The following is a 13,269-nucleotide window of genomic DNA, read 5'->3' as shown; positions in this document are numbered from 1 at the left end:
ACAGCCCCGAGCTTCGAGGATTGAAAGCCTTAGTCGCTACACAGGCCGCGTTTACAGCGGCCAGTAGGGCAGTGTCACAGGAAGGACTGCTCGGTTGTCGGTTGCTCAATCGTTAGTAGCATGCGGCTCATCTCCTATGCTCGTCACTCGTTCATGCTATCCCACTGCTTCGTGGCCTAAACGAACCGTCAACCGTACTCCGAGGCCAGTATGGCGGAGGAGGGCTCCGCCGGTTGTAGGCACTAAGCCTCTGCTTTGCCTGGACGGTTTGTGAACCGCAGACCCGTTCCCCACGACCGTCCCCACCTGAGGCGCCGGGATGACGTGTTTCGCGGGCTTGGCTCAGCGCTGGGATGAGGCTCGACGGAGTTGGTGTGGGCTACACCAGCTGCCGGCTGACGGCTCTGTCCGAGGCAGCGTGCCAGTTCTTGCGTGACCCAGCACCTGGCCTCGTGCTGAGGATCGCTTCATCACCACCCCCGTTCGCTCAGGGCTTTAGCGGCGTGGCCTGCTCGAGGTAGCGATGGTGACGAGGTGTCCGGTAATCGGATCGAGAATGGTCATCGGCAACCCCCGCATGTTCAGGCAAACGGACAACGCCGCAGGTCCCGAGTAGGTCTATGTCTACTGTAAGTGTGGTTAGGAGACCGTTACTGCTGATCGAAGCTATCGATCTTGCATAAGCCAGTTGCGAAGAGCGGAAATCGCGGCCAACAAGGTTGCCCCAGCGAATGCACCAATCACAACCTCGATGAGAACATGAGTGAACAGGTTCTCACCCGGACTATGCAGCCAGGAGGCGGGACAGAAGACATGACAGAATTGCTGTAACATTCCCAGGACTATGCCTAGCAGAGCGCCGTAACCCGAAAGGTGTGCCGTATTCCAGCGATTCCTATATCTAAGCCCCTCATCCATCCCGCCGCTACTACAGGCCTGAACACCTCAAGGCTAGCCTTGATCGCGGGCTGCCATCCCGAAGAATTCCAGAAGTGGCCTATGGAGATCACGCGAGATTCGCCACATGCAGGGTTAAACCTTTGTTCCCAAAGGGATATGGCAGGTTGAAAACTGACAAAAGTCAGTACCTTGCCTTGTGTCTGCCTCGAATCCTTATTGGCTTTAGCAGGACGTCTTGAGCTTGGAGGATGCTACATGTAGTTGGATGAGCCGTTTCCTCTCGAAGTCATTCCGCCACGGGTGGCAAGAGTGGTCTTGCGTGAGTTCCAGGGGCGTCAGCCTACTGTGCAGGAGATCGCCCAGATCTCGAATCGGCATTGGTTGGCAATCCCTGGTGTCGGTCTCTCAGCCCTTGAGAAGTTACGCAGTATCACACATTCGCCGCAGCAGAATGATCCTGGTCTACCCCAGTCAACCGACGCCGAGTTGTTGAAGCGGCTTGAGTTCCTCCAGGTGCTGCCCAGCCGTAACGACGTCTGGCGTCTGGACGAGGTGGTCATTAGCATTTCTAGCAATAAGCATTGGTTGTGGCGGACTGGGAACCAGGATGGCTATGTCCTCGACGAGGTTGTCCAGAGCCGTCGCAATATCAAGGCTGCTAAGCGCTTATTGACTCGGCTGCTGAAGAGGCAAGGGGCAGCGCCAAAGCGCATCATTACCGACAAATTGCCCTCGTATGGAATTGCCCGGTGACAGGTGATGCCAAGGGTCGAACATCGGTTCCATAAAGGGCTGAACAATAGGGCCGAGAACTCAAATGTCCTATTGCGAGAGTGGGAGCGGATAATGCAGGGCTTCCGATCTGTCGGCGGTCTGCAGCGGTTCACCTCGGTCTTTTCCGCTCTCAGGAACTTGTTCGTTCCCGCCCAATCGAACCAAGCTGCACTTTCCACCTACGTTAACCGCCTGAGGGCCATGGCAGAGTGGAGAGCCGCAGCTGGCCTGCTTGCATAACATTAATGAGGCTGGGTCTTTTGCTGACTTCGCGAAGTTACCGTGACATCGCCGTTCTGCCGCCTCGCTTCAGTTCCCATGACCAACCCCTTCAGACTCTAACAGACCATAGCTCTAGTCCCGACAAACGTCGAAGAGTTAACCTGATCTTACATAAGTTTAGGTAACATTTGGAACAAGAGTAGGGGGGGCTATGAAAAGAGTTGTATTGGTTCTCGGGTTTCTAATGTCGTGGTTTGGAATAGCGGCTAGCGAATCCCTATCAATCGGGGAGAAAGCTGAATTGCAAGCGGCGATGTTCCATCATATCGACCAGCAGCTAGTCGATGGAAGCTTTCTGTGGCTCCACGCGAGCGAGGGTAGAGTCACCCGCCTAGCACCCGCAAAGGCCCATCCAAAGATCCTGCGCATGGGGGATCATTTTGTGCTCTGCGTAGACTTCCGTGACGAGCAGGGTAAGGACGTCAACGTTGACTTCTTCGTCGCGCGGAGTAGCGAAACATTCGTCGTATTTCACACCGAGATCGAAAACAGAAATGTGGTTAGAGGTCTAATGAAGGCCGGCAGGATCACAGCACTGAACTAGAGATAGCTGCTGATCTGGGGTGACGTCTAATGCGCGCGAGTGTCTACTCTAAGTTTGTGCTCTACAGCGTGCCGCTGTTCGTCATCCTATCTGCCTTAGGCCTTTTCCTCTCTGCCGAGTACGCTACCCGGAATGCTTTGGACGAGGTAACCGCCCGCATCGGTTCTCATGCAGGCAGGGTGGCTGGCCTAATCTCCCGAAGCCAACTAGAGGCTGGGCGAGGCGGGGCCCCTGATCTGATCTCCACTCTGCTCTCAGACCGAGCCGTTCAATGCGCGGAGATCCGTCTCTCAGCAAGCGGCGCGGCGGTGATTGCAGCTCCACGTGGCGTAGGATGTCTTGGACAAGAAAGTGCGCACAAGCTCGAACTTCCCTTAGCGGATCCCCGAGGGGCAACGCTTGTGGTCCGGTTCACGACCGACGAGGTTGACGAAGAGCGCCGAGCCCGCCGCGAGTTCACCCTTCTGGTAATGGCGTTTGGGTTCGTACTGGCCACCGCAACGACGGCTTTTGGTTTCAGGCGTGCCGTCGGGCGGCCCCTTGGAAGTCTGCTCTCAGCAATCCGCCAAACTTCCGCGACTGGCCGGTACTACCTAGTGCCGGAGGGCGGGCGTGACGAGTTCGGAGTCGTGGCAAAAGCCTTCAATGCCATGCAGCGGCAGCTTCAGGAGAAATCGGAGCACCTTTCCGTGGCGCTTGGGCAGTTGCAGACCCAGAACGAGCGTTTCAACGCGGCTCTGGCTAACATGCCGCATGGTCTGTGCATGTTCGACCTGCATAAGCGCCTTGTGGTGTGCAATGCGCGATACACCGAGATGTATGGGCTTCCTGAGCATCTCACATGCCCCAGTACGCCACTGCTGGATATCCTCCAGTTCCGAGGTGAGGCTGGCAATGCTCCTGTTCATCTCGATACCTACACCAATCAGCATGAGGAACTGGCACGTAGAGCTGATACAACAGCATTCAACTGCAAACTCGAAGATGGGCGAACCATTAGGATCAGCCATAGGCCAATGTCTGATGGTGGCTATGTAGCCGCTCATGAGGATATTACCGAGATCGTCCGTGTTGAGGCCCAAATCTCCTACATGGCCCATCATGACACACTAACGGACTTGCCCAACCGGCTCCTGTTCAGGAAGAAGCTTGAAGGGGCATTGATGCAGGTTCGCCGAAATGCCCAGCTTGGGGTTCTGTACTTAGACCTCGACCAGTTCAAGGCGGTGAATGACACGCTCGGACACCCGATAGGGGACGCTCTCTTGCAAGCTGTCGCCGAACGTCTGAGGGGATGCGTGCGGGATACGGATACAGTAGCTCGCTTTGGAGGCGACGAATTCGCCATCGTGCAAGTCGGAACTGAGCAGCCATACCACACAACAGAACTGGCTCAGCGTATCATTGAGAGGCTCAGTGCGCCCTATGACCTCAACGGCCACCATGTCGTGATCGGTGTCAGCGTAGGCATCGCACTCGCTCCGAACGACGGCATAGACCCTGATCATCTTCTCAAAGCAGCCGACATGGCTCTCTACCGTGCGAAGGCAGACGGGCGGGGCACGTTCCGGTATTTCGAACCTGACATGGACGCCAAGATGCAGGCTCGTCGCGTCCTGGAACTCGATCTCCGCAAAGCTCTCCTAAACGGCGAATTCGAGGTTTATTACCAGCCGCTCATCAATATCGCCGAAGATCGGGTGAGTTGTTTTGAGGCCCTCCTGCGCTGGAATCATCCACTACGTGGACAACTCCTTCCAGACGACTTCATCTCCTTGGCTGAAGAAATTGGGCTCATCAGCCAGATCGGAGCTTGGGTTCTACGCCAAGCTGCCATGGATGCTGCCGAATGGCTGGATGACATTCGCTTGGCAGTGAACCTGTCCTCTGCTCAGTTCAAAGGATTGGGACTGGTGCAGGACGTTGTTGTAGCATTGGAAGCCTCGGGGCTTCCAGCTTCCAGGCTGGAGCTTGAAATCACGGAAACGGTGATGTTGCACGACACTGGCAATACGCTTGCCATTCTCCACAAACTTAGGGAGCTTGGGGTGCGCATCTCGATGGACGACTTCGGCACGGGCTACTCGTCTCTTAGCTATTTGCGCAAGTTTCCTTTCGACAAGATCAAGATCGATCGCTCGTTCATCGGTGACCTGCCTGGAGGAGGTGATGCTGTTGCTATCATCAAGGCGATCTCAGGCCTTGGTGCCAGCCTTGGCATGACGACGACGGCCGAGGGCGTCGAGAACTGGGCTCAACTCGACAAGCTCCGTTTGGAAGGGTGCACTGAGGTGCAGGGCTACCTCTTCAGCCCGGCCCGACCTGCGAGCCAATTGGCGGACCTTCTGTCCTACGCTCTTGGCAGCAAAGGAAGAGGGCACATGGGACCGTATCGCGCAGTCTAGCATAGAGCACGTTTCGCCCTTGCTGAGCGGGCGGTGCTTACCGTGGTCTAGGTGACGAAGCGAGGGACCTATTAGCTTGCCATCGGTCATGCTGCGGCTCTGGCCGCGGTCTATACCTCGACAGTCAAGAACTCCCTCCGCGCTGCCAATAACTCCGCGCTCATCCCCATTGAAGAACGCCGCCTGCCGGAATGGGGAACCTGCCGAACTTCATCACCATCACGTCGCCGGAATGGCTGTCCTGGCTCCGGATAGGTCGGTAGGAGGATGGAGGCAAATTGGTACCTAGCAGGCCCAAGCCATCGGCGATCACACAAGCTTTGGTGCATACATACCCCCTACGAGACCAATCAAACGCCTCACGATGGTCTCGGTGAGCTTAAGATCCCCTTCTCAGTGGGCCCCCGCGACCTTCCGGTGTGCCCGCACATTCGTGCCGTCATGGAACGTCATCCCGAGTTCGACGCCCTGCTAGGAGCTTTTCCAGCGATGATCAACCTTGGACGTCGAGAACGCCATGATGGCCCTTTTAGATCCCTGTACTGGGATCTGAACAGTATGAGAGTTGCGAAGCGACCGCTGCAACCCAGGTCAAGATCACGAAATCATTGCCGGCTGGGCTGGAAAGATGGCTTTTACTGGCTCTATAGGTAGTCGCATTGCATCCCTGCGAAATCATCTTCCGAGTGCACTTAAACTACATGAAATTGGGGGCCATGGAGCGTCCGATTGTAGACATGGAGGATCGCTGCTCGAGTATGAGGTTCCAACAGGCTTTGACTTGCTGCCGCGAAACCCTATGTCGAAATATCGTACGTATGTTGCGGAGTAACTGCTCGTAGGAGGAGAGCCATGACTCAGGACACCAGCGGTGGGCGAGGCACGGATGTCATCGACATCCTCACCACAGACCACAAAGAGATGATCGCGCTACTCGGCCAAATTCAGCACACATCAGACGCCGGCCAACGGAGGGACTTGGCCGATACTTTGATCGCAGAAGTGATGCGTCATGCCGTTGCCGAGGAGATGTACGTCTATCCAGCGATAGAGGAACACGTGCCAAACGGTGCCAAGGAGGTCGAGCACGACAAGCAGGAGCACCAAGAGATTGTCCAGGTTATGAAGCAAATGGAAGACGTCGAGGCCTCCGATCCGTCCTTCATGGAACTGGTCCGGCAGTTGGAGACGCACTTGCGCCACCATGCGAACGACGAGGAGGCGAAGCAGTTCCCGCAGCTACAGGCTCACATCCCTGCTGAGAGACTCGTCGACATGGGCCAAAAGGTGGAGATGGCCAAGAAACTGGCGCCGACCCGCCCACATCCCAGCGCGCCACACTCTGAGCTCTTTCACAAGACTGTCGGACCGGGTGTTGGCATGGTTGACCGGTTGCTGGACAAGCTCACGGGGCGGCAAACCGGCTAAGAACCCGCTTCAAAACTTGCCTCAGACTTGGCTCAAGCAGATATCAGTGGACAGGCGGGAGATCCCACTAGCGGGACAGTCTGTTCACTCGGCCGTTCCATGAACAGCCTTCCCCGAAAGCAAACGTCAGCCGACTAGACGCCGCCATCATGGCTGGTGGTCAGCAGCCACCTGCTTTGGTTTAGCCGTTGCCCCTTATTACCAGGGCTCGCGGTCTCGTTTCGCTGCCAGAGCAGCCATTTGGATCTCAGGTGAGGCATTCAGCGGCCCAATGGCCGCAGAGGAGGGTAAAGCCAAGCCTCAGCTAGAGCCCACGGTAAGTATCGACCGTGCACGCTCCCTCTTTGCTGCGGAGCTACGCCTCGGCACTAGGATGTAGCGGAAATCGTTGGCGGTTGTTTCCTACGAACAGAAGCGACAATCCAGACATGTTCCAATACTTTATGAGTACTACACCAGGGAGAACCCAAGCTGCTGATCAATGTAACCAACTGGATCTGGCACGCGAAATGATTGTTAGGTACCAACCGCCTCCGGCGCCGGCGCTCGCAGAAGATTGAGTGTGCCATACCTGCTGATCCTGCGCGCCCGCTTGCTCGTCGGAGCCTTCCGTCTATTCGAAAGGACAAACCATGGTTCGGCTCACCTCTGCTTTTGCTGCAATTGGGCTCATGCTCACGGCCCTTTACCCCACCGCTGCCAAGGAGACACGAAGCTGGGCCGAAATCTCGGCCGCCGCCCGAGGTCAGACGGTCTTCTTCAACGCCTGGGCTGGTGACCCACAAACGAACGCCTTTCTTGGCTGGGTAGGTGACCTTGCGTCCAAGCGCTATGGTGTGAGAGTCGAACACGCTAAACTCAATGATACTGCAGAGGCGGTGACACGGGTCGTTGCTGAAAAGGCCGCAGGTCGCAACAGTGGCGGAAGCGTTGACCTGATCTGGATCAACGGCCCGAACTTCCTAACCATGAGGAATCAGGGCCTCCTGTTCGGCCCCTTTGCGGAAAAGCTGCCGAACTGGCACTACGTCGACACCGAGAAGAAGCCGTCCAACCTCGTGGACTTCACGGTGCCCGTGGAGGGCTTCGGGGTGCCCTGGCGCATGGCGCAGGTCGTCTTTCTCTATGATGAGGCGCGCACGCCTCCCCCAACCCTTCCCAGGTCGGTGCCTGCGCTGCTCGAATGGGCCAAGGCGAATCCTGGCCGCCTGACCCATCCGACCGTGCGCGATTTCCTGGGCGCAACCTTCCTCAAGCAGGCACTCTACGAGCTCACCCCGGATGACGAGGTGCTCCAGTCGCCCGCGCATGATGCAAACTTCGCGGAAGCGACAGCTCCCCTCTGGGCGTGGTACGACGCCCTCCGGCCGCACCTCTGGCGGGAAGGGCGCGAGTTCCCCGCAACCGGCACGGCCCAGATCCAATTGCTGAATGATGGCGAGATCTCGCTCGCGATCTCGTTCAACCCTGCCGATGCCGCTGTGTCGATCAAGAAAGGGACCTTGCCCGAGAGCTCTAGGGTCTATGTGTTGGACAAGGGGACGATCGGAAACACCAGCTTCGTGGCCATTCCCTACAATGCGGCCAACAAGGAGGGGGCTATGGTCGTCGCCAACCTGCTGCTCGAACCTGAGGTTCAGGCCCAGGCGCAGGACCCGAAGTGGATCGGCAGCTTTATGGTCCTGGATCTCGAGAAGCTCCCCCCTGATCAGCGCAGGCTGTTCGATCGCCCGGCCGATGCCGTCGGCCTGCCCACCAACGCCGAACTGGGAACGTCCCTGCCGGAGCCGCATCCGAGCTGGATGACGCGGATCGTCGACGAGTGGGAACGGCGCTACTCGAACTGAGGCCGGGATGATGCTTTTGCGGCTCGCGCCAGCCCTGACATTGATCGTCCTTGGGGCGCCGATCGTTCTCGGCCTGGCTTGGACCGTCCTGCCGGCGTTCGGATACTTCCCGGCCATCGGCGGGACGGGGCTCACATTGGAGCCTTGGCGAGTGCTGTTCGCCTCGCCCGGCTTCGAGCGGGCCCTGCTCCTGACGCTCACGACTGGGATTGGAACCACGGTGCTGGCCCTGCTGGCGGCCGTCGGCTTCTGTGCCATGACGGCCCATCGTCCCTCCGTGCTCCGCCTTCGGTCCGCTCTCCCGCCGCTTCTTGCCAGCCCGCCGAGCGCCATGGCTCTGGGGTTTGCCTTTGTCATCATGCCGAGTGGCTGGCTGGTCCGGTTGGTCTCGCCCTGGGCCACCGGGTTCGACCGCCCGCCCATCGGCCTTGTGACGGTCCAGGACCCATTGGGTCTCAGCCTCATTGGTGGTCTTCTCGTGAAAGAGGTGCCCTATCTGGTTCTGATGATCTTTGCCGCCTCCGCACAGGTGCCGGTCGGGCACACTCTAGCGGCGGCCAGGGCACTGGGTCAGCGTCCGGCGACGGCTTGGCTCAAGGCGGTCTTCCCGCAGATCTACCCGCAGATTCGGCTGCCGGTGTTTGCTGTTCTCGCGTTCTCCCTATCCGTGGTCGACATGGCGTTGATCCTGGCGCCGGGCAATCCTCCGCCCCTGGCGGTGCTCGCCACGCGCTGGTTCTCCAATTACGACCTAAGCCTCTATTACCCAGCGGCCGCGGCGGCGAGCCTTCAATTGGTGCTCGTGGTTCTCGGACTCCTCGCGTGGCTGGCGATCGAGCGTCCGATCGCAGTCCTTGGGTGCCGCTGGATCGAGCGCGGAGGCCGATCGCAGGTCACGCAGGGACTGACGGACGCTATTGGCGTCACGACTGTCGTCCTGGGCGGCCTCGGTGTCATCGCGCTCGCTGGCATGGCTATCTGGTCGGTGGCGGCCGCATGGCGCTTCCCTCATGCCCTGCCGGACGGGTGGCAGCTTTCCCTGTGGAGGACACACGGCGATCAAATTGGCACCGTCGTGGGGACGACGGCAGCCATCGGTCTTACCGCCGTAACCATTGCGGCGATTCTCACCCTTGCCTGTCTCGAGAACGAACAGCGCCGCAGCCTCCGCCCCGGCACGACAGCGCTCTGGCTCCTCTACCTGCCGCTTCTGGTGCCGCAGATCGCGTTTCTGTTCGGCGTCCAGGTGGTGCTCATCCGCCTTGGGCTCGACGGCACCACCTCGGCTGTGGTGTGGGTGAACCTCATCTTCGTGTTGCCCTACGTGTTTCTATCGCTCGCGGACCCGTTCCGGGCTCTCGACCCGCGCTATGCCGCCAGCGCCGCTGCGCTTGGAGCGAGTCGTTGGCGGGTGTTCTTTGCCGTGAAGCTGCCTCTGCTCACGCGCCCCATCCTGGTGGCCTGCGCGGTGGGTTTTGCCGTGAGCGTCGGGCAATACCTACCGACGCTGTTCGCCGGTGCCGGGCGGATCGCGACCCTCACCACGGAAGCCGTGACGCTGTCCAGCGGCGGGGATCGCCGTATTCTTGGGATCTACGCAGTCCTCCAGACCGGCGTTCCTCTCTTGGCCTATGCCGCTGCGCTCTGGCTGCCGCTAATGGTGTTCCGACGGTTCAGGGGGCTCGCATGACGGGCGGCATTTCCGGCCTGTGCCAAGGACTTGTACTGGAGTGCATTTCCATTGCGGTGAAAGGAGAGTCCCGCGACCTGGTTGGGGGACTCAGCTTGTCCGTACCACCCGGCCAGGTTTTGACGATCATGGGGCCGAGTGGTTCGGGCAAGTCGACCTTGCTCTCCTACATCGCCGGGTTTCTTGATCCTAGGGTGTTTGCCGCCAGCGGGCGGATCATGGTTGGCGGTGAATTCATAGAGTATCTACCCGCCGAGGACCGGCACGTGGGCATTCTGTTTCAGGACCCGGTGTTGTTCCCGCACCTCACTGTTGCGGGAAACCTTCTGTTCGGCCTCCGGCGCGGCAGGTGGAGGGACCGGCGCAAGCGGCAGGCTATGGTGTCCGATGCCCTGGCGAGCGCCGGCCTGGCCGGCTTCGAGGATCGGGACCCCTCCACCCTTTCCGGTGGGCAGAAAGCGCGGGTCACGCTGCTGCGCACGCTGCTGTCCCAGCCGAGAGCCCTTCTGCTCGATGAGCCCTTTGGCAAGCTCGATGTCGCCCTGCGGGAGGAGTTCCGCTCCTTCGTGTTCGCTCATGTACGCGAACGAGGATTGCCAACGCTGCTCGTGACCCATGATCCAGCGGATGCAGAGGCGGCGGCCGGGGTCGTCATTCAACTGAATGATGTGGTCGTCCGCCCATCCCGGATCGTGGAAACAATCGGGGACGGGGCATCGCCGGTCGCTCCCCTGAGTATGAGCGGCTCACGACGGTGAGGCTCTCCGGCAAATCCAATTGTTGGACAGAAGAAAAGAGGACAGGGTGATGGGTCGCTCACAGGTAGATTCTTGTGTAGTCGGGGCTGGTTCCGCCGGTCTGTCGGTTGCGGCCGCCGCTTTGGTCGGTCGGAAGGTGGTGCTGATCGAACGCGGCGCGATGGGAGGCGAGTGCCTGAACACCGGGTGCGTGCCCTCCAAGGCTTTCCTAGCCGCAGCCAAGGCCGTTCACGGCGCCCGTGAAGCTTAGTCCTTTAGCCTAGAGGTTAGCTCCAGTGTCGACTTTACCCGGGTGCGGGATCATGTTCTCGGGGCAATCATGCCATCGCCCCGCATGACTCCGTTGAGCGTTTCGAAGAATGGGCGTCGAAGTCATCCAGGAGACGACGCGCTTTTCCGCCGCCCGGACCGTACAGGCCGGAAACCGGCAAATCCAGGCCCACGGAGTCGTGATCGCCACCGGTTCCGAGGTAGCCACTCCACCCATAGATGGGCTGGTAGACGTTCCTTACCTCACCAACGACACGATCTTCGAGATCTGGGAGCTGCCACGACATCTGATCATTCTTGGCAGTGATCCGATCGGGATGGGGCTGGGGCAGGCGTTCCGGCGCTTAGGTGCCAAGGTGACGGTGATCGGACGCGGTAAGGCCTGGGCCAAGGACGATCCTGAACTGGCCCAAGCCCTGCTCCAACGACTGGCAGATGAGGTTGGGCGATTGAGAACTATACTTGGCGCTTCGATGGCTCGCGGCGCCCGTCGCGGGCGCGGTGAAGGATCTGATGCACTCCCTTCATCCGCAAGCTCGCACCACTCCAGCCGTTCGCCAGGAGATCGCCCGCTCGAGAGAGCCCACCGGCGTGCTGGCCCAGCGTTTCAGCGTCAGCACCGAAACCATCCGCAAATGGCGCAAGCGCGGGGTGCACGACTGCCAGGATCACTCCAGCCGGCCGCACAAGCTGCCCTGGAAAGCCACCGAGGAAGAGCGGGCGATCGTCTGCGCCTTGCGCCAGGCCACCGGCTTTCCACTCGATGACCTCACCTTCGTCGTCACGCACTTCCTGCCCCATCTGAACCGGGACGCGGTCTACCGCATCCTCAAGGCGGAGGGTCTGGGGCGCCTGCCACCGGCGCAGCAGCGCAAGCGCAGGAGCGGCACGTTCAAGGAGTATGACCTCGGCTTCGTGCACATGGACATCAAACACCTACCCAAGCTGCAGACCGCCAATGGGGAGCGGCGTAAACGGTACCTATATGTCGCCATCGACCGCTGCTCGCGCTGGGTGCACTTGGCCGTCAAGGACGACGAACTGGCCACCAGCGCGGTTGCCTTCCTCAAAGAGGCGGTTCGCGCGTTTCCCTTCAAGGTCACACACATCCTGACGGACAGAGGATCCTGCTTCACGGCGGATGGCTTTGAGGACGCCTGCTCTCAGCTGAAGGTGGAGCACCGCAGGACCAAACCCTACGCGCCGCAAACCAATGGCCTCGTCGTGCGCTTTAATGGGCGCGTGCAGCGCGAGGTGCTCGGAGTCACCATCTACAGTCATCGGGACCTCGAGACGCTGCTTAAGGGCTTCAACCAAGCCTACAACAGGAGGCGTCAACGCGTGCTCAAGGGCGCCTCACCCGAGCGGGTTGTACAACAGCGCTTGGCTGCCGTGCCGAAGCTCGCCAGCCACCGCTTCAAGCCGCCCGACTCAGACGCTCTGCCGCAAGCGCTCGAGGTCGTCGCTCACGCCAAGGATGTCTCGCATCCAGACAGCTAGAGCAGATTCGATTTAGACAGGCTCATACCCGCAGTTCCTGAGGTAGTTGCGACACTCATTCGGCTCGAAGGCGTCAAGCAGTTCTCCCATCGTGGTCCAGAGCGCCTCCTTGGTGCGGGTACCTGCCTTGCGCAGCAGCGCCTTGAGCTTGGCGAACAGCTGCTCAATCGGATTAAGATCGGGGCTGTAGGGCGGCAGATACAGCAAGCTGGCCCTGACAGCTCGGATGGCCTCCTCGACGCCGGCCACTTTGTGAGCGGCTAGATTGTCGAGCACGACCACATCACCCCTCGAGAGTGCCGGAGCCAGCATCTGCTCCACATAAGCCTTGAAGATCTCGCCTCGCATCGGACCATCCACGACGAGTGGTGCAATGACGGCGCTCTCGCGCAGGCCCGCCACAAAGGTGGTGGTGAGCCAGTGCCCGTGTGGCACCGCATCGACAACCCGCTGCCCGCGCGGCGCCCTGCCGTAGCGCCGGGTCATATTGGTGGCGGTTTCGGTCTCGTCCAGGAACACGAAGCGGCTTGCATCCATAAGACGCTGCCACACGCGAAAGCGGCGGCGGTCCTGGGCTACGTCCGGCCGGTCCTGCTCGGCCGCCCGGAGCGTCTTTTTTCACGCGTCAGGCCCATGCGCTTGAGCATCAGATGAATGGTCGAGAGCGCCTGCACCACGATCCCGCGGGCGCGCAGTTCGGCTTGGATCTCGGCGAGCGTGATGCCGGACTTGGCGTCCACCAAGGAGCGCAGCAGCTCCTGATTAACCCGTCACACCACATCCCGGGACCATACATCTAGGCCGATGTCTATGAAATGGCCTCTGCAGGAGGATCAGTCTGTCCGAAGAACAAAGAGAGCAGCCGGGTGTT

10 protein-coding genes and 2 pseudogenes are annotated in these 13,269 nt (G+C 59.8%); 10 read left to right on the top strand and 2 right to left on the bottom strand.

All coding sequences use genetic code 11. The features are described from left to right. Positions 1-1,419 precede the first annotated feature (1,419 nt). From JKG68_RS27545 to JKG68_RS27505, 10 genes and pseudogenes are all read left to right on the top strand, one after another. Positions 1,420-1,914: pseudogene (locus tag JKG68_RS27545) on the top strand (IS6 family transposase); the annotation flags it as partial. 193 nt (positions 1,915-2,107) lie between these two features. Beyond that, the gene (locus JKG68_RS27540) at positions 2,108-2,500 is read left to right on the top strand and encodes a hypothetical protein (protein ID WP_202065127.1); all 393 of its coding nucleotides are present in this window, start codon (positions 2,108-2,110) and stop codon (positions 2,498-2,500) included. A gap of 29 nt (positions 2,501-2,529) precedes the next feature. Beyond that, the gene (locus JKG68_RS27535; protein WP_312890998.1) at positions 2,530-4,905 is read left to right on the top strand and encodes a putative bifunctional diguanylate cyclase/phosphodiesterase; all 2,376 of its coding nucleotides are present in this window, start codon (positions 2,530-2,532) and stop codon (positions 4,903-4,905) included. 852 nt (positions 4,906-5,757) lie between these two features. Then, entirely contained in the window at positions 5,758-6,333 is a 576-nt protein-coding gene (locus JKG68_RS27530) for a hemerythrin domain-containing protein (RefSeq protein WP_202065124.1), read from the top strand. A 632-nt stretch (positions 6,334-6,965) separates the two neighbouring features. Next, the gene (locus JKG68_RS27525) at positions 6,966-8,180 is read left to right on the top strand and encodes an ABC transporter substrate-binding protein (RefSeq protein WP_202065122.1); all 1,215 of its coding nucleotides are present in this window, start codon (positions 6,966-6,968) and stop codon (positions 8,178-8,180) included. 7 nt (positions 8,181-8,187) lie between these two features. Beyond that, a complete protein-coding gene (locus JKG68_RS27520) occupies positions 8,188-9,870 on the top strand; it encodes an ABC transporter permease (RefSeq protein ID WP_246515945.1) in 1,683 nt (560 codons plus the stop codon). After that, a complete protein-coding gene (locus JKG68_RS27515) occupies positions 9,867-10,628 on the top strand; it encodes an ATP-binding cassette domain-containing protein (RefSeq protein WP_202065120.1) in 762 nt (253 codons plus the stop codon). The genes JKG68_RS27520 and JKG68_RS27515 overlap by 4 nt, the downstream gene beginning before the upstream one ends. 49 nt (positions 10,629-10,677) lie before the next feature. Next, on the top strand, positions 10,678-10,878 hold the full coding sequence (locus tag JKG68_RS34335; protein ID WP_202065111.1) for an FAD-dependent oxidoreductase: 201 nt from the start codon (positions 10,678-10,680) through the stop codon (positions 10,876-10,878). Between the two features lie 109 nt (positions 10,879-10,987). Continuing rightward, positions 10,988-11,326 (top strand): annotated as a pseudogene (locus JKG68_RS34940) (FAD-dependent oxidoreductase); the annotation flags it as partial. Positions 11,327-11,411: 85 nt separating this feature from the next. Beyond that, complete coding sequence (locus tag JKG68_RS27505) at positions 11,412-12,398, top strand: IS481 family transposase (protein WP_202065110.1); 987 nt, start codon at positions 11,412-11,414, stop codon at positions 12,396-12,398. A 12-nt stretch (positions 12,399-12,410) separates the two neighbouring features. Here JKG68_RS27505 and JKG68_RS27500 read toward each other — a convergent pair whose 3' ends face one another. Together JKG68_RS27500 and JKG68_RS27495 are read right to left on the bottom strand one after the other, a co-directional pair. Beyond that, positions 12,411-12,950 carry an IS630 family transposase gene (locus JKG68_RS27500; protein WP_312890996.1) on the bottom strand — a complete coding sequence of 180 codons (540 nt, stop codon included), beginning with the start codon at positions 12,948-12,950 and terminating at the stop codon, positions 12,411-12,413. Between the two features lie 23 nt (positions 12,951-12,973). After that, positions 12,974-13,138, bottom strand: a complete 165-nt coding sequence (locus tag JKG68_RS27495; RefSeq protein WP_202065109.1) for a hypothetical protein — start codon at positions 13,136-13,138, stop codon at positions 12,974-12,976. Between the last annotated feature and the right edge of the window lie 131 nt (positions 13,139-13,269).

The organism is Microvirga aerilata (assembly GCF_016743775.1).
In the GTDB taxonomy this organism is placed as follows: domain Bacteria; phylum Pseudomonadota; class Alphaproteobacteria; order Rhizobiales; family Beijerinckiaceae; genus Microvirga; species Microvirga aerilata.
The sequence above is the reverse complement of the archived record's forward strand: the minus strand, read 5'-3'. Positions and strand labels throughout refer to the sequence as shown.

What these genes read in the sequence shown, in the direction of transcription:
- JKG68_RS27540 (WP_202065127.1), top strand. Translation starts at nt 2,108, where the DNA reads ATGAAAAGAGTTGTATTGGTTCTCGGGTTTCTAATGTCGTGGTTTGGA.
- JKG68_RS27535 (WP_312890998.1), top strand. Translation starts at nt 2,530, where the DNA reads ATGCGCGCGAGTGTCTACTCTAAGTTTGTGCTCTACAGCGTGCCGCTG.
- JKG68_RS27520 (WP_246515945.1), top strand. Translation starts at nt 8,188, where the DNA reads ATGATGCTTTTGCGGCTCGCGCCAGCCCTGACATTGATCGTCCTTGGG.
- JKG68_RS27505 (WP_202065110.1), top strand. Translation starts at nt 11,412, where the DNA reads ATGCACTCCCTTCATCCGCAAGCTCGCACCACTCCAGCCGTTCGCCAG.
- JKG68_RS27515 (WP_202065120.1), top strand. Translation starts at nt 9,867, where the DNA reads ATGACGGGCGGCATTTCCGGCCTGTGCCAAGGACTTGTACTGGAGTGC.
- JKG68_RS27530 (WP_202065124.1), top strand. Translation starts at nt 5,758, where the DNA reads ATGACTCAGGACACCAGCGGTGGGCGAGGCACGGATGTCATCGACATC.
- JKG68_RS34335 (WP_202065111.1), top strand. Translation starts at nt 10,678, where the DNA reads ATGGGTCGCTCACAGGTAGATTCTTGTGTAGTCGGGGCTGGTTCCGCC.
- JKG68_RS27525 (WP_202065122.1), top strand. Translation starts at nt 6,966, where the DNA reads ATGGTTCGGCTCACCTCTGCTTTTGCTGCAATTGGGCTCATGCTCACG.